A 17,421-nucleotide genomic window follows, 5' to 3' on the forward strand; every position below is an offset into this window, starting at 1 on the left:
GGTAAAGCGCATGGCATACCCAGTCATCAATCAGGAGCCTATCAACGGCGCAGCTGCTGCTGGCGACAGCGGCATGCGCGTGCAAAGTCTGCAGCCGGTGCGCTTCGGGACTCCAAGCCTGGATCAGGGCGGCGGCCTTGATCGGGAATTCACGCCGGACAGCCTGATCCCAACCAGCTGGGGGAGCCCCGGGCTGGTGCTGATTCTGAGTGCGCAGAGCCTGCAGCCTGTGCAGTTCGGCACACCGCGGCTCAATGGCCAGGAGATGCGCCCCGAGAGCCTGGTGCCGGCGCGCTTTGGTACGCCCGAAGCGCGCTTCGGCATGCCCCCTGGCGAGGTGACACTGCAGGCCCAGAGCCTGCGCCCGGTGACTTTCGGCCGCCCATCGCTGCAGGCGGTTCTTCAAGTCGGCCCCGCTCCCAGCCTGACGCCAGCGCGCTTCGGCCAGCCCCGGCTTTCCATGGGCCTGCGTGTACAGAGTCTGCAGCCAGCGGGCTTTGGCGCGCCAGCACTGGTCACTTTTGCGCATGTGGATTCGCTGCGGCCCGCGCGCTTTGGCGAGCCTTCGCTGCAGCTGGGCTTTGGCGTGGCGGGGCTGCAGGTCGGGCACTTTGGCAGCCCGCGCGTGCAGCTCGCTGGTCTGTCATTCACTCCCGAGAGCCTGCAGCCGGTGAACTTTGGCAGCCCGGCGCTGGGCGGCATGGCGATGCGCGCCAGAACACTGTGCCCGGTTCGGTTCGGGCGCCCCACATTGGATAGAGGAACGGCATGCTGACCTATAAAGGCTTTACTGGCATCAACAATGTGCTGCCCGAGCACCGCATGGGCAGCGGCGATCTGCTGCTGGCGCAGGATGTGGACATCGGCCTGACAGGGGAGGTCACGCGCCGCGCGGGGCTGACCGTGGCTTCCGAGCAGTGCCACAAGAACCTGCATCAGGCCCACAGCTTCATGCTGGCGACCTGTGGCAGCGCCCTGACGGCGATTCATCCCGATGGTGCACACCATGTGATTCACCCGGCGCTGGGCTCTGACCGGGTCTGGTACTGCGATCTGCCTGATGGCCGCACTACCTATAGCAATGGGCTGATTCATGGCGTGACGGACGGACGCGCAGGCGTGGAGCGCAGCGTGGCCGTGCCCGATTCGCTGGGCCTGCCCGATCAGTGCTTCGGTGCGTTGCACCCTGGCCAGTACCGCTACACCCTGAGTTTTGTGCGCCTGGCGGACCGGCTGGAAGGCCCTGCCATCAGCTCCGAGCCGTTGATGCTGGCTCAGGGCGGCCTGCGTCTGGACGCGCTGCCCGAGCTGGAGGGCCATGCGGTCAATGTCTATCTGAGCGGCAAGGACGGGGAGGGCGCCTATCTTGCAGGCACGGCCTTGGGCTCAAGCTTTGAATTCACGGGCGACAACACGGCGCTTGTATTGCCCTGCCGAACGCTGGGGGCCGAGCCCTTCCCGGTGGGAACGGTCACAGCCTTCTGGCGCGGGCGGGTGCTGGTGGCGCAGGGCAATGTGCTGTGGGCTTCGCGCCCCATGTCGCCGCATCTGTCGGACTGGCGCGACTTCAAGCCCTTGCCCGCGCCGATCACGGCCATCCAGCCGGTGGAGGATGGGGTGTATGTGGGTACCGAGCAGGATCTGGTGTTTCTGGCGGGTACGGAATGGGAGCAACTGGCCTATGTGCCCACCAAGCGCGGCCCGGTGGTGCTGGGCTCCGGCGTGTCGGCGTCAGGGCACCGCATCAAGCTGGGCGATGGCACGGGCGGCGGCCAGGCCATGCTGTGCATTGCAGGCGGCGAGGTGGTGGCCGGCTTTGCCGGTGGACAGACTGCCAGCCTGACCGCTGATCGCTACCGCACCGCGGTCAAGGAGGTGTGCGCTACCTTCCGTGAGGTGAATGGTATTCCTCAGTATCTGGCGGTGCACCAATGAATTTGTGGAACCCGTTTGCCTTCGATGTGCTGGGCCGACCCGTGGCGGCGGCCGCGCCGCCGGCGCTGCGCGTGGAGGGCGGACAGGCCAGCACCGAGCAGCGGGCGATGGCGCAGCAGGTCTTTGCGCGCTATGTGAGCCATGCCCGTCTGTCCCAGGCGCCCAACCCCACGCAGCTGGGCAAGCTGGCGGACGGCACGGCTTACCGCATTGTCTCGGTGGCCGGGCAGCACATCATGCAGATCTGGCCGGCGCAGAGCAGCCGCCGCGTCAAGGTGGATAGCGGGATTCTGTTCTCCCAGATGCAGTCGGGTGAGATCTGGCTGCTGGTCAACGAACTGGTGGATGGCCGGCCTTCGGCCAAATGGGGGTTTCGCAATATTGCGCAGGAGTACAGCGCGCCCGAGAAGTCAGATATTTTTGCCCTGCAGGGGATGACGGACCGGGCTATCGCTGCGCCTGGGGGCTGGGGCTATTCCTATGCCACGCAGGGGCTGGGCCGCTATGGCTACTTGAACGTTTTCACGCCGCTGAGCACGGGCAACTATCCGGGCGAGCTGATGCATGTCTCTCCCGGTGGCGCCGCAATCTTTGTGAACACATCGGTGTCGAGCGCCAGGGCAATGAGGCAGTCGGTGCTCAAGAAGGGCGTGAGTGACTTGAGTCCAGCGCCTTTTGGCGCCAACGCGCAAACCACGGTTATCAAGCAGGAAGTGGCGGCTGAGAGCCAGGATCTGTCGGTCGATACGCCCGGGTTTATCGACCTGGTGGATCTGTTTCCGCTGCCGAACCCGGATGAGCGTCAGTTCCATGTCGTTTCGCCCAACGGCAAATACCTTGCTGTGGTGGTTGAGAGGTATGCGGGACGGCGCTCCACCATCGTGGGCCCGCTTGTCTATGCACCGGACTATTTCGAGATCAAGTGGGATATGTGGCCCTACGTCAGCTATTCGCGGGGGGATAGCGTCAATCTGTACTTGCAGCTCACGCCCAACAATGCGCGGCCGGCCGAGTATGAGGAGACGGAGCAGATCGTCAAGGCATTCAGGGCCGGCAGCGCAGGGTATGAGCCCGCTGCGGATGTGCTGCTCCCCGTCACGCCCAGCGTGTTCACGCCCACGATTTCTCGGGTCGTCAACAACGTGGTGCAGGCGGCCTTTCATGCCGGCTTTCATGTGGTGCAGCAATACTGGCCGCATCCGCACCTGATCAGCAGTGTCAGCCTGATCGAGGACAACGGTGGGGCCAATAACGTGTACCAGGTGTCGGCCACGCACTCCACTACGAACAGCTACCAGCTGCGCAAGTCCAGCGAGCGTACAACCAGGCACTTGGTCGGTATCACCGACAGCGGTGAGCTGATGACCCAGGACGATAACGTCAGCCTCGTTTACGAGGTGGACTACAGCCGGCCCACATCGTCCAGCGTCGTGGCCCTCACTCAGCAAGAGCACCCGCCCAAGGTCGGAGTGGAGCTCGTCATGGGCATGCCCAGCGTCAATGTCAGCTCCGGCAGCTTTGAGGCGAAGTTCAAGTACCACGCCAAGAGTCTGCGCAAATACAGCCACGGCCCCGAGCTCGTCATCAGCGAAAGCTATGTGGAAGGGGTCAAGAGCGGGACGTTCTTTGAAGACCTGATACCCGTCGAAAGGGTGCGCAATGGCAGCGCGCAGGTGCAGTACACCTCGCGGGTCGTGGGTCGCCGGGTGCTGCTGCAGCGTCTTGCGGATGGGCTGCTGGTGTACTACGTGCACTCGGCCGAGCTGAGTCACCAATCTTCTTCGGCTTATTCGCAGCAGACGAGTACGGAGTCGCCCTCGACCGCCATCCCCGTTCTTCATGCACGGATGCATATTTGGTACCGGGGCGTGGAAACGACTTTCCCCATGGAACCCAGCGGCGCTGGCTATGCCGGCTATGCCAACCTGGGCACCAATATTACCGAGCGGGGTGAAAGCCTGCGCCCCTCTGAGAACCTGTTGGGGGACACGGAGCCCATCGGTAGCTGGGATGTGAACTATGCCGCCCTGTCCGACTTTATTGCGACCAATGTGGACAGCGTTGTGGCGCCTTTGTCCATCAACAACTTGTTTGCCTCGGCTGTCTGTGCGAAGTGCCCGCAAACACAAGGAATGCTGCTGGAGATCTCGGTCGGCAATTTTCCAGACCAGCAAATCCGGCGCTTCCTGGTGGATCCAGTGGCCGGGGTCAGAGAGGCTGAGTCCGTCTTGCCGTGGCCGCAAGCCGCCCGCAATGCTCCATTGTTTTACCCGTTCTGAGAGTCCCCATGACTGCAATTACCGTCAACACCCTCACCGGCGCTGTGTCCGAATACACGCGCCACGACTTCCAGAGCATCACGCCAAACCATGGCGGCAGCGCCTCGGGTCTGTATGCCTTTGGCGGGGACACGGATGCCGGCTTGCCGATTCAGTCCTCGCTGCGCCTGCCCGTCACGCTGCGCGAGAACACGCTCAAGCAGCAGATTGCCATGGTCTATCTGTCCATGCAGGGGCAGGGCGAAGCTGAGTTCACGGTCTTCGGCCCGGGCGGGCAGGCATGGTCCTATCCGTTTCCACTGCGCGACAGCGGCCAGACGCGCTGCCCGGTGGGCAAGGGCATCCGAGAAAACTATCTGGGCTTCGGCCTGAGTACCCCCGCTGGGCAGGCCTTCACGCTCGATCGCGTGGAAGTGCTGAGCGTGAAATCCAAGACACGGAGAGTTTGAGATGGCAGAGTTTGACTTCAACGGCCCGGCCGAGATTGTTCAGGACAAGTATGAGCGCTCCATCGACCTGGCGAACCAGGCCTTGAGCGAAACCAAGTCCATGCAGGATGCGCTCAATGCAAGCATCTACACGCCGCCAACGATCAGTGTGCGCTGGGGCACGATTGCCGCGCCCAACTTGCCGGATCTGCCAGACTTGCCCGAGCTGCCGCAGGTGGGCTTCACCACGCCCGGTGATATGCCTGCCGCGCTGGATCTTGGCAGTCTGCCGGATGTGGAGGTGGTCGGCTTCGACCTGCAGCCGCCGGCCATGGACTTTGGCGTGGCGCCTGATCTGGTGATTGGTCAGGCGCCGGCCTTGCCCCAGATGCGGGAGGTGGCCATCCCCGATGCGCCGGATGTGAGCTTGCCTGATGCGCCCGAATTCCTCTCGCTGACCACGCACAGCTTTGGCGGGGTGAATCTGCACGAGGACTGGCTGGACAGGCTGGACGATGTGCCAGAGCTGCAGCTGCTGGAGCCCGCGCCCTTTGAATTCAAGCGCGCGCCTGGCTATGCCTCGGAGCTGATGGGCAACCTCAAGGCCATCCTGGCTGCGCGCATTCAGGGCGGCACGGGCCTGAATCCCGTGGTGGAGCAGGCCATCTGGGATCGATCGCGCGACCGCGAAACCCAGATTGCGCTGGCGCGAGAGCGCGAGGTGATGCGCGGCGCCGAGGCGCTGGGGTTCCCGCTGCCGTCCGGGGTGCTGGCCGGTCAGCTGGCCTATGCCCGCCGCGAGTACCACGACAAGCTCTCGGGCCTGGCCCGTGACATTGCGATCAAGCAGGCCGAGCTGGAGCAATCGAACGTCAAGGATGCGATCACCCAGGGGCTGGCACTGGAGGGGCAGTTGATGGATCAGGCCTTGCAGCTGGATCGCCTGTCCTTTGATGCGGCCAAGACGGCGGCCGATCACAGCATTGCCGCGCACAATGCAGCGCTGGAGCGCTTCAAGGCACTGCTGGACGGCTACCGCACTTATGCCATGGCCTACGAAACCGTCATCAAGGCGGAAATGAATAAGGTCGAGGTCTACAAGGCGCTGCTCCAGGCAGAGCAGACCAAGGCCGACATCAACCAGTCGCTGGTGGCGCGCTACAAGGCAGAGATTGATGGAAGCATGGCGTCCGTGGAGATCTACAAGGCCCGCGTGCAGGCGGCGCAGACGCTGGTGGGGCTGGAGCAGACCCGCATTCAAGCCGGTGGCGAGCAGATTCGCGCCTTTGTGGCGACCATCAACGCCGAGACTTCCAAGGTGGAGCTCTACAAGGCCCGCGCCCAGGCCGAGGCCACCAAGCAGGATGCCTACAAGTCCCAGGTGCAGGCCTATGGCGCGTATACCGGCGCCCAGGCCGAGCGCGCCCGCGTGGCAATAGCCCAGGCCCAGGCCAAGATTGCGGCCAAGGAGCTGGAGTGGAGCGGCTGGAAGGCCAAGCTGTCCGCCGAGGTGGCCAAGATGGACGCGGCGGCCAAACAGTCGGCCATTCTGGTGGACGGCTACCGGGTCGGTGCCAACGCCATTGAGGCCAAGGCTGCAAGCTATGCGCGCCGCTGGGAAGCGGAGATCAAGCAGTACGAGGCCGGCTCCAACATCAGCCTGCAGACGGCCAAGATCAACACCGATGTGGCGATCCAGACGAACAATGCGCGCCTGGAGGCGGCGAAGATTGGCCTCGCGACGGCATCGCAGCGCGTGGCCAGCGCCTGGAGCATGGTCAGCACTTCTGCTGCAATCAGCGGTTCTGTCAGCCAGAGCGTCTGATTGGTGAAGCGGCCGGCCCCCGTGTAGGGTTCGACAGTTCGGCGGGGCGGCAACACACTGCCGCCCATGTCTGCCCACAAATACAAACTTGAAATCGACCAAGGGGCCACGTTCGACAAGACCATTACTTGGAAGACGGGCACTAAGGCCAATGCTGTGCCCGTGGATCTGACCGGCTGCAAGGCTCGCTCTCAGTTTCGTGAAGCCGTGGAGAGTGAAGCGGTGCTACTGGAGCTGACCACGGAGAACGGGCGCATCAAGCTGGGTGGCCCGACAGGCGAGATCCGCATTCTGATCAGTGCTACGGATACGGCCTCGATTGGCTGGACTTCTTGCGTCTATGACTTGGAAATCGAATTCCCAGATGGCACGGTGGTGCGGCGCATAGCCGGCTCAGTGGTGGTTTCGCCGGAGGTGACTCGTGACTGATCTGCTGGAAATCCCCCAAGAGCACTTGCTGCTGGAACAGGTGCAGACCCTTGTGCTGCTGGAGCCCAAAGGCAGCGACGACATTGTGGAGGTACCAGTCGAGCAGCTCGAGGTGCTTGAGGTGCTTGAGGACAACACCCTGCTGGAGACGGTGCAGGAGTTGGTGCTGCTGACCGAGTGCCAGCAGGGGCCGCCTGGGCCTCCCGGTGTTCCTGGCCCAGCAGGCGGTCAAGTGCTGCAGCGCATGGCAGGCATGGATACAAGTGCGCTTCTCGTGGTCTACGAAGACCTGTTCGGCGCTGTCTGGCCGGCTGATCCTGATGTGGAAAGCGATGTGCTGGCGTTGCTCGGCGTGACGGTGAGCGCGGCCGTGGCCGGTCAGCCCGTCAACGTGCAGCGCATGGGTTCCATCGATGACGCGGCCTGGCAGCTCCAGCCTGGCAAGCGCGTATTTCTGGGTAGGCAGGGGCAGCTGACACAGGAGCCGCCGCTGGGTGGTTATGACGTTCTGATCGGCACGGCCATCACCTCGACCCGACTGCTTCTCAATATTCAAGACCCCATAGAACTGGAGTAAGCCATGGCTACACAGCCCACCCAAGGATTTTTGGCCCGCGTGTCGGGCAAGACCAAGCAACTGTTTGGCCTGGCCGTTTCTGCCGGCGCGGCGGATGCTGGCAAGCTGGTTGCGACCGACTCGACCGGCAAGCTGGATATGAGCCTGATGCCCGTGGGTATCGGTGCCAACACCATCATTGCACCAGCCAGTGAGGCCATTGGCGCGGGTAAGTTCGTCAATTTTTATAGCAATGCAGGCGCCATGAATGTGCGCTTGGCCGACAATAGCAATGGTCGGCCGGCGGACGGCTATCTGAAGGATGCCGTTGCCAATGCTGCCGCGGCCACGGTCTACCCGCTGGACACCACCAATACTGCGCTCACGGGGCTGACCCCTGGCGCGCGCTACTGGCTGGGCACTGCGGGCGGTGTGATTTCAGCAGCGCTCGACTCCACGGATACGGCCAATGTAGGCAAACTCTGCCAGGAGCTGGGCGTTGCCAAGAGCGCCACCGAGCTGGTGACAGACGACCTGGGCTACATCACGCTGTAATGGTAAACCGCCGACCATTGGCCCGAGTGAGCGGGCGCACCCGTCAGCTCCCCGCCGGTGATCAACTGGATTCGGCGGTGCTGGCCAATGCCATCGCGGTGGTGCTCACAGAGCTGGTCACCAGTGACAAGTCGGCTGTCGCTGCCACCGATACGGTGCTGCAGGCCATTGGCAAGCTGCAGGCCCAGGCCTCTCTGGCGCTGACTGTAGACCATATAGGCGCGGCGCCGAACCAGATCCCGGCCGTGACGCATCTGGGCGCGCTGGCCTTTGTCGATCAAGTCGGGGCCACCATGGTTCTGAGGCATACGCCGGCATCCAGCCCCGGGCATTGGTGGCGGGAGTACATCAGCGACACCCAGACCACTATCAAGTTCCACGGGTTCGACAACACGGTGCGGACTGTCTCTGAGGTCGGGCCACAGGGCCCCCAGGGGGCGACAGGGCCAGTTGGCCCCACTGGAGCCACAGGTGCCACCGGGCCGGAAGGGCCAGCCGGGCCAGCAGGAGCGGCAGGGGCAACCGGTGCGGCTGGTCCCCAAGGCCCAAAAGGGGATACCGGGGCCACGGGTTCTCAGGGGCCGAAGGGAGACAAGGGTGATACCGGTGCCCAAGGTGTGCAGGGCATCCAAGGCCCAAAAGGGGATACAGGCGCAACTGGCCCCCAGGGCGCAAAGGGCGACACCGGGACTTTTGACACCGGACAGGTCGGCAGTGCCCCAAATCAGTTGCCCGCTGGCGCGCACCTCGGCGCCATGGCTTTTATGGATGAGGTCGGCACGACCATGGTTTATCAGCACAGCCCTGATCAGCAGCTGAATGCGGTGTGGCGCGAACGGGTCAGTAATACCGAAACAACTTTGAAATACAGGGGCAGCGATGGCGTGATTCGCAGCCGTCAGGAGCTTTGGACATGAGTGTCATCGCCGGACTTCCAGATATTCGCCCCAGTCTGCTGCTGGATTTTGCCAACAGCCGCAGGGTCGATCCGCGAATACAGTTTACGCGTGCCAGCACGGCCACCTGCTTTGGTCCAGATGGTGTGTTGCGCACCGTAGGGAAAGGAATTCCGCGTATTGATTTCGACCCGGCGACAGGGGCATGTCTCGGGCTTCTCATTGAAGAGTCTAGGACAAACCTGATTCTCCAAAGCACAGGAGACTCTGCTAAAGCACCTTGGAATAAAGGTGTGAACCTGACTCGTGTAGGTAACGCTCTTGCCCCAGATGGTACAAATACCGCGACGACCTACACGCCCGCTGCTGTAGGCAATGCCTATATTGGTCAATCTCACCAAAGAGCTGCAAATACAACATATGCAGTAAGTTGTTACGCAAGGATTCGATCAGGGAACGTTCCTACTGGCGGGGGGATTATTACCATTGATTACGACGCTAACGGAAATACTGGAGACTTAGAGCGCATTATTTTGCCATTTGAGGGTTCAGGTATTTCCTCGGAGTGGAAGAGGTTCTCTCTAACATTTACTAACGTTTCAGCGTATACAGCTAGTACATACTTTTGCACTGACTTTAACCCAGGTACTGAAATAGATCTGTGGGGCTGTCAGTTAGAAGTTGGAAACTTTCCTACAAGCTATATTCCAACAACCACTTCTGAAGCCACTCGTGCAGCAGACTACGCAGTAATGCGTGACTCTGATTTCAGCAGTTGGTATAGGTCAGATCGTGGGACTTTTTTGGTTGAAGCATCGTGTTATACAGCTCGTCCTTCTGGTGCAAGACACACTCTTACATTTACAGATGGCACCGATATGCAGATGGTGGTAAAGATTCCAAGACCGACAGGCCTTACTGGATTCACTGTTACTAAAAATGGTTCTCCTACTGCTGAGCTGTTCGGCAATGATTACGTTGCTAAGACTTTTGTCAAAGTTGCAGCAGCCTACGCCAGGGCTAACTTTGGTTTTGCGGATAACGGTGTGGTAACTGCAAATATGTCAGGAGATATGCCAGTTGGCGTAAATCGTCTTGATATTGGCTCTTACGGTCCTTACTATCAGAATGGGCACATTAAAAGAATTGCTTATTACCCTGTCCGGCTTTCCGATACACAACTTCAAAGGCTCACAGCATGAAGTTTCTTCGCTTTGATTCAGAGTTTGATGCGCGTTCTGCCTTTGCTGATTTCATGCAAGAGGGCGAATGGCCTTCCTATATCGACAAGATTGCGGTCGATGTTGTTGGTATCGTCTACCAGCCAACCGGCGTGATGCTGGAGGACGACATACCTGAAATGGAGCCCACACCTGGGTTTCACATCAACCTGAGCGACAGCATTGCGCAGTTGCAGGCGTTTGAAATAGCACCGCCTTCGACTCCCGCACGGGTGTTTGCGGGCATTGGAGAGCAGGCAGCCCCACGCGTGCCGTCCGAAGTAGCGCGCTGGCAAGCCAAGCTGGTGCTGATGCGAACCCAGGGCCAGAACGGAGCCAACCTCTGGGAGGAGCTGATGAGCATGCGCACGGCCATTCCCGATGGCGAGAACTCTGTCTTGTTGGATGCAGCTCTTCTCGAAGTGCTCAACTGGCGGCGCACCAACCCCACGGTGGAATGGGCTGCCAAGCAACTGGGCTTGAGCAGTGCCCAGGTGGATGAGCTATTCATCGCGGCGGCGGCGCTGGAGCTTTGACACCCCTCTAGGGTTCGACCGCTGAGCCAGCCCCCCGGAAAACTCCGGGGCATGAAAAACCTCTCGCATCAATGCTGGCATTGATGAGAACTCACCAGCAATATTGTGCGCATCGCTCCTTAGCGGCCTCAGTTGACCCTGTATAGGGTTTAGGAATTGCCGCTCTCGCCGCGACGATGCGGGCATGAAAAGAGCACTCGCATCAGTCCTAGCGCTGCTGGGCATCCATCAGCACTTGAGTGCCGAGCAAAAGCAGGATTTAGCCACAGCGGCCTTTCAGGCCACGCCAGGGGCGGTTACTGCAGGTGGTTTTCGCCTTGCGGGCCTCCCTTTGAGTGACTGGCTGGTTATGGCTTCGATCGCCTTTGTGGGTCTGCAGGCGGCCTACCTGGTCTGGAAGTGGCGCCGCGACTACAAGCACGAGCAGGCCCGTCAAGAACTGCGCGAGAGAGCCAAATCGGCTGTTGGGGGTGTGCAATGAGCAAGATCCCATCCGCGTTGCGTAACAGTCTCGGCGCGCTGATGCTGCTCATTGGTATGGGCAGTGGCACCTACTACGTAGATCAAGCCGCTTCGGCCGAAGCCCAAAAGAACCAGTACATCCAAGCGGTAGCTGCTGACCCTGGTGTGTCTGACGCCGTTCGCATTGCCATGGTGATGGGGTCGTACTACGAATCCAGCAATCGCCATATCGGTACTCCCTACATCGACAAGCTGGGCAAGGGGCAGCCCCTGACCGTGTGCAACGGGATCACCGGAGCAGGTGTGATTGCGGGTAGGTGGTACAGCCCGGCCGAGTGCTACCGACTGGAGAAAGGCCGGTACCTGGCCGCCGAGCGCACCGCTATGCGCGTGTTCGTGCACTGGGCCAGCTATGACGACTTCGCCCGGGCCACGTTCATCGACTTCATCCACAACAAGGGTGAAACCAATCTGAGCACCAGCACGCTGCTGCGCAAGGCGAATGCCGGGGATCTTGAAGGATCTTGCCGAGAGAACCCGCGCTGGAGCAAGGGCACGGTCAATGGTGTGCAGACGGTGCTGCCCGGCTTGAAGCTGCGCGGCGAGGCCAACGATGAGATTTGCCGCCTTTGGCGCGTGCCCCTCCAACCAACCAACCTAGGGAAATGACATGAAAAAGATTGCTGACTATCGCATCGTGCGCGGCGGTGACGCCAACGAGCTGCAAGGCAAGGTGCGCGAAGCCCTGATCGCAGGCCTGCAGCCTCTAGGCGCTCCGCTGGTGAACGGCCGCGACCTGATGCAGGCCATGGTCTTGCCGATCGCAGAGCCCGAGCCGCAGACCCTTTCCGCCGCCGCGGCCGAAGCCCAGGAGCAACTGGCAGGCGTGACTGCAGAATCCGCCCCCCAAGTGCTGGTCGCGCTGGAGTCGGCCGTTCAAGACGTTGTTGACCAAGCATGAGGTTCGGTGACGCACTCAAGGCGCTGGAACTCGGCAAGAGCTTGCAGCGCACGGGTTGGAATGGCAAGGGCTTGTTCGTCTATCTGGTGCCAGCAGCCAGCTACCAGGCGCAAACCGGTGCAGCGAGGGAGCACTTTGGCGAAGGTGCCATGGTGCCCTACAACGCCTACTTTGCGATCAAGAACGCGAACGAGACTGTTAGCACCTGGGTTCCCAGTGTGAATGATTGCCTGGCAGATGACTGGGGGGTGGTTGGTTGCGCGGTACCGCCGCACCAGCAGTGCGTTCTGGATGAAAAGCAGGATACGGACATTCGTATCACCAAGCTGGACGAGTTCATTGAGCGCAATCCGGCTTTCCTCGATCTGCCGGTTTCCGAGCGCAGTCGCATGAAACGCCAGCTCGATGTGATGCAGGAGCTGTCCACCATCCTGGCCGAGCGCATCGCGGCCTTCTGATTCCCGCCACCAAGGAAACCCAATGAGCAACATCATCAAACCTACCGTTGGCCGTAAGGTCTGGTATCGCCCGTGCAAGGATGACTTGATTGGCCTAGGAGCCATGGCCTGTTCGGCAACCCAGGATGAGCCTGCCCAGGGCCAGCCGCTGGATGCAACCATCATCGCCGTCTGGGGCGATCGCATGGTCAACGTGCTTGTCACCGACGTGATGGGCAAGCAGTTTCCCGTGCTGTCCGTGGATCTGCTGCAGGCCGGCGACGAGCCGCGCAAGGATGTCGATGGAAAGATCGCTGGCCGCTATGTGGAATGGATGCCGTACCAGCAGGGCCAGGCGGCAAAGGCCGAGCTACCCGCAATCCAGCCAAGCGCTGACGCTCTGAGCGCTTCCGCAGGCTTCGCCCGCACCGCTTCCTAAGCCTCCCGGCCCGCACCGGCCGGCTGCCGGATATTGGAGATCCCTGTGAACCTGTCTTTCAACACATCCCCCAAGATGCTCCTATGCATCGCCGCCGCGATTCTGGCGGTCCTGCTGTTCTGCGCTTTCAAGGTGAACACCAACCCCAGCGGAATTGCGCTGACTGGCTTCATCTTCTGCTGCATGGCCCTTGCGGTGTTCGCATTGACTGCCAGGATTGATCTGGTGTTTCGAGCGTTGCTTGAGCAGCTGGAGCCCAAAACGGGCGGCGCAACGGGAGGCACGCTGGGCTCTGTCAATGCCACGCAGCCATACCGCGAGCGTAGCCAACGTGAGGATCTAATTCAATCGCTTGTGCATTCGCTGGCCCCTGGCTTGATCAGCAACAGCTTAATCAACAACATGAAGGCCCCCGACTTGGGCACGTATATCCGGGAAGTGGCAGACAATATTCTGGGCAGTGGGACTCAGACGCCCACAGTGGCTTGTACATGCGGCCCAAATGACGGGTGCAGCAATTGCTATCGCTTGGCCGTCGAACGCTACAAGGCCGGCCTGTCCATTGCCGCTGCGGCCGGACGGGTGACTGTGGGGGATATGGAGCCTCATTTGGCCTCTGTAGGAGTGCAGGCCGACCAACGGGCCGAAGCGGAGATTGTTGCTGCTGGCCTGACTGCACCGCGCGTGACTGCCGAGCAGATCCAAGGGCTGATGGCGAAAATAACGTGGCTCTACGAGCAGCCGGCTGGTACCACCAGCACCCTTGCACATGCCTTCTTGGGTCGCTTCTATCTGGCAACCGGCCACAGCGCATGCGTGAGCCCGGAGAATTTCAATGCCGCCCTGGGCATGAAATATGCGCGTGAGCAGGCAGAAGGCAAGGCACGCGACAAGCTCTGGGAGCATGAAGGCTACGCCCTAGCCAAGTCGCTGCAGGTACTGCCATCGTGAGCCCCATTGTGTTCTACATGATGTGTGACCCATGGTTCTGGTGGAGGCTGGCATGGGAAAGCTGATCCCAGCTTTGGTGCTCGCCATACTGCTGAGCATATTGGGGAACATCTGGCAGGCGAGAACCTATCTTGAGCTGCGCGATGCTTTGACGAGTGCCCGGGCCGAGATTACTCGTTCCAGCGAAGATCTGGCAGGGGCTCAGTCCTTGGCGTCGGCCTGCAGTGATGCCACCGAAGATCTGCGCGAGCTGGCAGACAAGCGCGAGCTTGAAGCCGCGGGGGCGCGCGAGCAGGCGCGTTTGGTGGCTGCTGGGCAGGAGAAACAAGCCGACGCCATCTTGGCCAAGCCAGATCCGGTGCCAGGCGATGCGTGTGCCAGTGCGCAGCTTCTGGTTGACGACTGGCTTCGCCAAAGGACAAAGCCATGAGCAAAGCAGTATTGGCTGTGGCGGCCATTATCTTGGCCGGCTGCCAGAGTACCCCGCCTAAGATTGTGCTGCAGGAGGTCAAGGTGGCTGTCCCGGTCGAATGCAAAGAGCCTGTGCCAGACCGCCCGGCCATGCCGACAGAATCGCTGCAGCCAAGTACTCCGCTACCCATATTCGTGAAGGCCGCTCAAGCGGAAATACATCGGCGTGAAGGTTATGAAATCAAGCTGCTGACCGCTTTGCAGAATTGCAGGAAACCAGTCGGCAAGTAATTAACCGGCAGTTATTCAGCGCCGTATATCAGCCCGGGCAGCAGCGATTTGGATTCGCTACTTTCTATCTGAAATTGTTTGGCGCAAGGGGACTTGCGTCAAATGCGATTTATGAGATCCTGTATGAACCTCAACAACGGAAGGTTCAAAAAGGAATGCGAAAAGTCTCGGGAAATAAGAGGCGCGAACAACGCGCGGTGACGCTGTTCAGGTCACTGGGAGGGGCGAAACGCTCAGCAGGGTGCAAGCTGCCGAGCGGTTCATTTGAAAAAGAGATGTGGAAATCTAAATTCCGTGCCGATGGTACAAAGTTCAAATCACCTGCGCAAGCCAGTGTTGTAAGAACTCCCGGCATTCGCATGCTCAATCGGTATGGCGAGGTGTGGTTTGTGGTCAAGGACATCAGCATCCTGCTCGGCCGCAAGACTGACAGATTCACGTCTTGGCAGTGCATTCCCGAAATGGAACGCGACGTGGATTGGTTTGATCGTGTCGAAGGGCGAAAGCAGTGTTTGAAGATTGTGACACTGACTGGTCTGCCGGTATTGCTGAAGAGCGTCAGCCCCGCCTGGCGTGAGCGAATTCTCGAATGGGCACAGGCAGTGACCGTGGCGGCTGATCAGAATGGAGCCGGCGAGCGAATCACGCTGACTGCTCCAGACCCCATGTAAACGACGCCCCCACAAGGGGCCAGAACCACTTTCCACTTTGGGAGTGGTTCTGTGACGATGTAGTCCTGGGGGCGACCGGGCAGAATCCGTTCAATGGGAAATCCCCAGCGGCCTGGGGTTCTCAGCAGTGTTGGGTGCCAGTCAGCCTCTTGAATAAGGTGTGGGCTTTGGCGGCTCATGGATGTACGGCAACTGCTGAACAAAGGCTTGTGCGTTGAATGCGGGTAGGGCGGGGCCATCCATCCTTGACCTCTGACGCACTAGCCATAGCTGCTCATACTCGGCCAGACCGTGCTCGGTCAGCTTCGTCTCATAGCCGCGCCAGAGTAGCGCATCGCCCAGCACATCGATCACAACAGGATCGACTAAATAATTTTCTGGGGTGATTCGCGTGCCCTTATGGACATACAGGGTGACGCGCCGGAGCGAACGCCGCAGGTTGTTGTTGCTCCCGCTTTCGTGAACCATGCGCAGCTCTCCAATGACGGGCGTTGGCCAGTCTTTGGGAGCCAGGCGCACGCCGGCTCGACGGAGTTCGATAATTTCGCAGAACACTGTGTATTTATACAGCATCCTTGAAGCCCCGCAAATGTACTTCTTGAGGCTGATGTGGCCTACAGGTCGCGGTGTCGTCGGCAGGGGAGTTGGGAAGTGCGCTATTTGTAGTGCAACAGGAGTGCAGCAATACGCAATAGGCTCAATAAAAAATCTTCTAAATCAATGTGGTAGACGAAAGTCTGTCCAGTCCATCATTGGCGCCACCGACATGCGCCACATGCTGCTATCTAGTTGTTTTTTAATGGTTTGTTCGGTGCTCATACTATGAAAAGTGCCTTGTGGTGCACTGAAAATTAACCCTGTCTTACCCCGTTTTTCCGGGTTTTTTGATGCTGAATGCTACATTGGTTCACCACGAATTTCATGGAGCACTGATGGGAACCATCACCCAACGAAAGAGTGCCAAGGGTGTCATATCGTTCCAGCTCAGATCCGTCTGAAGGAAGGCGGATAGCTGACTCTTGCCGAGTCCAAGGCGTTCACCCGGCGTGCTCTTGCCCAGAAATGGTTGCGGAGACGTGAAGCAGAAATCGAGGAGGCCCAAGCGACAGGCCTGCCTGTTCAAGGTCTCGTCACCCTCAAGCAGATACTGCAGGATTATGTCAGCGATGCAAAAGGCATCGTGGCATGGGGGCGGTCCAAGACGGCCGACATCACCCGGCTGCAGAGCCAGGCTGGCGCACCGGGATGCCTGGCACCTGCGTGCCATTGACTTCATCGAGTACGCCAGGTGGCGGGCCCGGCCACAGTGCTCAACGATATCGTCTGGTTGTGCCAGGCCTGCCTGGGCGCCGTGGCGCGCTAGGGCATGCACAAGCTGGTGCAGGAGCTGGACGCTCTGCTGCGGCTCAAGATCATCTCCAAGCACGGCACGCGAGCTATTTTTGCTGGACTTGGAAGAAAAGAAGGAAGCTGCAGGCAGTTGACTGACCACTGCGCCAGCAGGGTGCAGTGCCTACAAGTCTGCTTGATGGGTAACAAGATCTAATTGTTGTTTAAGGGAGCTGGACCGCGCCGGCTATCTCATAGCGGAGTGCAGTTCAAGAAAGACCTGCACTCCCACTAAGCCGGCTGCATTTCTCCAGTCTCTGATTGACTATAGACAGCCACACGGTTTCTTCCTTCACGCTTGGCCTTGTAGAGCATCTCGTCGGCGTATTTGATAACCGTTGGGATGTCGGAAGAGCTGTGCGGCCAGCTTGCCACACCTAGGGAAATGGTGATGTGGCCAACGCCTTCAAACACTGCTGCTTCCACTTGCTTGCGCAAGCGCTCTGCGACTTGAACTGCGGTCGTTTCGCTGGTTCGAGGCAAGACGATTAAGAATTCTTCACCGCCAACACGGCAAGGTAAGTCATCTGTGCGTGAGACAGATTTCATCTGCTTGCCAGGTCACGCAAGACGATGTCACCTGCATCATGCCCAAAGGTGTCGTTGACCTTCTTGAAGTGGTCGATGTCGATAGATGTCGGGTCCCGGATGATTACGCACGTTCTTGACGAATAAATCAGGAGCTTTCATCTTCCATTTTTTGAGTGCTTGGACTGGGGCTTCATGCCCCAGTGCCTTTTGTGGCAAGTG

At 60.0% G+C, this 17,421-nt stretch carries 22 protein-coding genes and 1 pseudogene; 20 read left to right on the forward strand and 3 right to left on the reverse strand.

What is annotated here, in order from left to right:
* Window positions 1-10 precede the first annotated feature (10 nt).
* The 8 genes from FSY45_RS19585 to FSY45_RS19620 all read left to right on the forward strand — a co-directional run bounded on the left by FSY45_RS19585 (window position 11) and on the right by FSY45_RS19620 (window position 8,007).
* Window positions 11-775, forward strand: a complete 765-nt coding sequence (locus FSY45_RS19585; protein WP_148748237.1) for a hypothetical protein — start codon at window positions 11-13, stop codon at window positions 773-775.
* Window positions 769-1,935: a hypothetical protein gene (locus tag FSY45_RS19590; protein ID WP_148748238.1), complete on the forward strand. Its 1,167-nt coding sequence runs from the start codon at window positions 769-771 to the stop codon at window positions 1,933-1,935. The genes FSY45_RS19585 and FSY45_RS19590 overlap by 7 nt, the downstream gene beginning before the upstream one ends.
* Window positions 1,932-4,214 (forward strand): hypothetical protein, encoded by a 2,283-nt coding sequence (locus FSY45_RS19595; RefSeq protein ID WP_148748239.1) that lies wholly within the window; start codon window positions 1,932-1,934, stop codon window positions 4,212-4,214. The genes FSY45_RS19590 and FSY45_RS19595 overlap by 4 nt, the downstream gene beginning before the upstream one ends.
* Before the next feature lie 8 nt (window positions 4,215-4,222).
* Window positions 4,223-4,663, forward strand: a complete 441-nt coding sequence (locus FSY45_RS19600) for a hypothetical protein (protein ID WP_148748240.1) — start codon at window positions 4,223-4,225, stop codon at window positions 4,661-4,663.
* A 1-nt stretch (window position 4,664) separates the two neighbouring features.
* Complete coding sequence (locus FSY45_RS19605) at window positions 4,665-6,467, forward strand: hypothetical protein (protein ID WP_148748241.1); 1,803 nt, start codon at window positions 4,665-4,667, stop codon at window positions 6,465-6,467.
* A gap of 66 nt (window positions 6,468-6,533) precedes the next feature.
* Window positions 6,534-6,896, forward strand: a complete 363-nt coding sequence (locus FSY45_RS19610; protein ID WP_148748242.1) for a hypothetical protein — start codon at window positions 6,534-6,536, stop codon at window positions 6,894-6,896.
* On the forward strand, window positions 6,889-7,473 hold the full coding sequence (locus FSY45_RS19615) for a hypothetical protein (protein ID WP_148748243.1): 585 nt from the start codon (window positions 6,889-6,891) through the stop codon (window positions 7,471-7,473). The genes FSY45_RS19610 and FSY45_RS19615 overlap by 8 nt, the downstream gene beginning before the upstream one ends.
* A 3-nt stretch (window positions 7,474-7,476) precedes the next feature.
* Window positions 7,477-8,007 carry a hypothetical protein gene (locus FSY45_RS19620; RefSeq protein ID WP_148748244.1) on the forward strand — a complete coding sequence of 177 codons (531 nt, stop codon included), beginning with the start codon at window positions 7,477-7,479 and terminating at the stop codon, window positions 8,005-8,007.
* Here the strand turns inward: FSY45_RS19620 and FSY45_RS28045 are convergent.
* Complete coding sequence (locus tag FSY45_RS28045; RefSeq protein ID WP_222864865.1) at window positions 7,992-8,315, reverse strand: hypothetical protein; 324 nt, start codon at window positions 8,313-8,315, stop codon at window positions 7,992-7,994. The two genes, FSY45_RS19620 and FSY45_RS28045, sit on opposite strands and share 16 nt — an antisense overlap.
* A 447-nt stretch (window positions 8,316-8,762) precedes the next feature.
* On the opposite strand from FSY45_RS28045, the gene FSY45_RS28050 reads away from it, so the two are divergent.
* The 12 genes from FSY45_RS28050 to FSY45_RS19685 all read left to right on the forward strand — a co-directional run bounded on the left by FSY45_RS28050 (window position 8,763) and on the right by FSY45_RS19685 (window position 15,282).
* Entirely contained in the window at window positions 8,763-8,924 is a 162-nt protein-coding gene (locus FSY45_RS28050) for a hypothetical protein (RefSeq protein ID WP_222864866.1), read from the forward strand.
* Window positions 8,921-10,105, forward strand: coding sequence for a hypothetical protein (locus FSY45_RS19630; RefSeq protein WP_148748246.1), 1,185 nt, complete (start codon window positions 8,921-8,923; stop codon window positions 10,103-10,105). Before FSY45_RS28050 ends, FSY45_RS19630 begins: the two co-directional genes overlap by 4 nt.
* The gene (locus tag FSY45_RS19635) at window positions 10,102-10,659 is read left to right on the forward strand and encodes a hypothetical protein (RefSeq protein ID WP_255443387.1); all 558 of its coding nucleotides are present in this window, start codon (window positions 10,102-10,104) and stop codon (window positions 10,657-10,659) included. The genes FSY45_RS19630 and FSY45_RS19635 overlap by 4 nt, the downstream gene beginning before the upstream one ends.
* 349 nt (window positions 10,660-11,008) lie before the next feature.
* Window positions 11,009-11,140: a hypothetical protein gene (locus tag FSY45_RS28310; RefSeq protein WP_255443388.1), complete on the forward strand. Its 132-nt coding sequence runs from the start codon at window positions 11,009-11,011 to the stop codon at window positions 11,138-11,140.
* Window positions 11,137-11,790: a lysozyme gene (locus FSY45_RS19645; protein WP_148748248.1), complete on the forward strand. Its 654-nt coding sequence runs from the start codon at window positions 11,137-11,139 to the stop codon at window positions 11,788-11,790. The genes FSY45_RS28310 and FSY45_RS19645 overlap by 4 nt, the downstream gene beginning before the upstream one ends.
* 1 nt (window position 11,791) lies before the next feature.
* The gene (locus tag FSY45_RS19650) at window positions 11,792-12,082 is read left to right on the forward strand and encodes a DUF1737 domain-containing protein (protein ID WP_148748249.1); all 291 of its coding nucleotides are present in this window, start codon (window positions 11,792-11,794) and stop codon (window positions 12,080-12,082) included.
* Window positions 12,079-12,540: a DUF2829 domain-containing protein gene (locus tag FSY45_RS28055; RefSeq protein WP_222864867.1), complete on the forward strand. Its 462-nt coding sequence runs from the start codon at window positions 12,079-12,081 to the stop codon at window positions 12,538-12,540. The genes FSY45_RS19650 and FSY45_RS28055 overlap by 4 nt, the downstream gene beginning before the upstream one ends.
* A gap of 22 nt (window positions 12,541-12,562) precedes the next feature.
* The gene (locus FSY45_RS19665; RefSeq protein WP_148748250.1) at window positions 12,563-12,958 is read left to right on the forward strand and encodes a hypothetical protein; all 396 of its coding nucleotides are present in this window, start codon (window positions 12,563-12,565) and stop codon (window positions 12,956-12,958) included.
* 45 nt (window positions 12,959-13,003) lie between these two features.
* Window positions 13,004-13,909, forward strand: a complete 906-nt coding sequence (locus FSY45_RS28060; protein WP_222864868.1) for a Gp49 family protein — start codon at window positions 13,004-13,006, stop codon at window positions 13,907-13,909.
* Window positions 13,910-13,961: 52 nt separating this feature from the next.
* Complete coding sequence (locus FSY45_RS19675; protein WP_148748251.1) at window positions 13,962-14,339, forward strand: hypothetical protein; 378 nt, start codon at window positions 13,962-13,964, stop codon at window positions 14,337-14,339.
* Window positions 14,336-14,611 (forward strand): hypothetical protein, encoded by a 276-nt coding sequence (locus FSY45_RS19680; RefSeq protein ID WP_148748252.1) that lies wholly within the window; start codon window positions 14,336-14,338, stop codon window positions 14,609-14,611. Before FSY45_RS19675 ends, FSY45_RS19680 begins: the two co-directional genes overlap by 4 nt.
* Window positions 14,587-15,282 carry a hypothetical protein gene (locus FSY45_RS19685; protein WP_148748253.1) on the forward strand — a complete coding sequence of 232 codons (696 nt, stop codon included), beginning with the start codon at window positions 14,587-14,589 and terminating at the stop codon, window positions 15,280-15,282. The genes FSY45_RS19680 and FSY45_RS19685 overlap by 25 nt, the downstream gene beginning before the upstream one ends.
* 141 nt (window positions 15,283-15,423) lie before the next feature.
* Here the strand turns inward: FSY45_RS19685 and FSY45_RS19695 are convergent, their stop codons facing one another.
* Both FSY45_RS19695 and FSY45_RS19700 read right to left on the reverse strand, forming a co-directional pair.
* Window positions 15,424-15,855: a hypothetical protein gene (locus tag FSY45_RS19695; RefSeq protein WP_148748255.1), complete on the reverse strand. Its 432-nt coding sequence runs from the start codon at window positions 15,853-15,855 to the stop codon at window positions 15,424-15,426.
* 1,047 nt (window positions 15,856-16,902) lie between these two features.
* Window positions 16,903-17,324, reverse strand: a pseudogene (locus FSY45_RS19700) (GGDEF domain-containing protein).
* Window positions 17,325-17,421: the final 97 nt, after the last annotated feature.

The organism is Comamonas sp. Z1, from assembly GCF_008121555.1.
Taxonomy (GTDB): domain Bacteria; phylum Pseudomonadota; class Gammaproteobacteria; order Burkholderiales; family Burkholderiaceae_C; genus Comamonas; species Comamonas thiooxydans.

Bases quoted from the DNA above. Each gene is read 5' to 3' on its own strand.
- FSY45_RS19585 (WP_148748237.1), top strand. From the start codon at position 11: ATGGCATACCCAGTCATCAATCAGGAGCCTATCAACGGCGCAGCTGCT.
- FSY45_RS19590 (WP_148748238.1), top strand. From the start codon at position 769: ATGCTGACCTATAAAGGCTTTACTGGCATCAACAATGTGCTGCCCGAG.
- FSY45_RS19595 (WP_148748239.1), top strand. From the start codon at position 1,932: ATGAATTTGTGGAACCCGTTTGCCTTCGATGTGCTGGGCCGACCCGTG.
- FSY45_RS19600 (WP_148748240.1), top strand. From the start codon at position 4,223: ATGACTGCAATTACCGTCAACACCCTCACCGGCGCTGTGTCCGAATAC.
- FSY45_RS19605 (WP_148748241.1), top strand. From the start codon at position 4,665: ATGGCAGAGTTTGACTTCAACGGCCCGGCCGAGATTGTTCAGGACAAG.
- FSY45_RS19610 (WP_148748242.1), top strand. From the start codon at position 6,534: ATGTCTGCCCACAAATACAAACTTGAAATCGACCAAGGGGCCACGTTC.
- FSY45_RS19620 (WP_148748244.1), top strand. From the start codon at position 7,477: ATGGCTACACAGCCCACCCAAGGATTTTTGGCCCGCGTGTCGGGCAAG.
- FSY45_RS28045 (WP_222864865.1), bottom strand. From the start codon at position 8,315: ATGCCTCAGAACCATGGTGGCCCCGACTTGATCGACAAAGGCCAGCGC.
- FSY45_RS28050 (WP_222864866.1), top strand. From the start codon at position 8,763: ATGGCTTTTATGGATGAGGTCGGCACGACCATGGTTTATCAGCACAGC.
- FSY45_RS19630 (WP_148748246.1), top strand. From the start codon at position 8,921: ATGAGTGTCATCGCCGGACTTCCAGATATTCGCCCCAGTCTGCTGCTG.
- FSY45_RS19635 (WP_255443387.1), top strand. From the start codon at position 10,102: ATGAAGTTTCTTCGCTTTGATTCAGAGTTTGATGCGCGTTCTGCCTTT.
- FSY45_RS28310 (WP_255443388.1), top strand. From the start codon at position 11,009: ATGGCTTCGATCGCCTTTGTGGGTCTGCAGGCGGCCTACCTGGTCTGG.
- FSY45_RS19645 (WP_148748248.1), top strand. From the start codon at position 11,137: ATGAGCAAGATCCCATCCGCGTTGCGTAACAGTCTCGGCGCGCTGATG.
- FSY45_RS19650 (WP_148748249.1), top strand. From the start codon at position 11,792: ATGAAAAAGATTGCTGACTATCGCATCGTGCGCGGCGGTGACGCCAAC.
- FSY45_RS28055 (WP_222864867.1), top strand. From the start codon at position 12,079: ATGAGGTTCGGTGACGCACTCAAGGCGCTGGAACTCGGCAAGAGCTTG.
- FSY45_RS19665 (WP_148748250.1), top strand. From the start codon at position 12,563: ATGAGCAACATCATCAAACCTACCGTTGGCCGTAAGGTCTGGTATCGC.
- FSY45_RS19675 (WP_148748251.1), top strand. From the start codon at position 13,962: ATGGGAAAGCTGATCCCAGCTTTGGTGCTCGCCATACTGCTGAGCATA.
- FSY45_RS19680 (WP_148748252.1), top strand. From the start codon at position 14,336: ATGAGCAAAGCAGTATTGGCTGTGGCGGCCATTATCTTGGCCGGCTGC.
- FSY45_RS19695 (WP_148748255.1), bottom strand. From the start codon at position 15,855: ATGCTGTATAAATACACAGTGTTCTGCGAAATTATCGAACTCCGTCGA.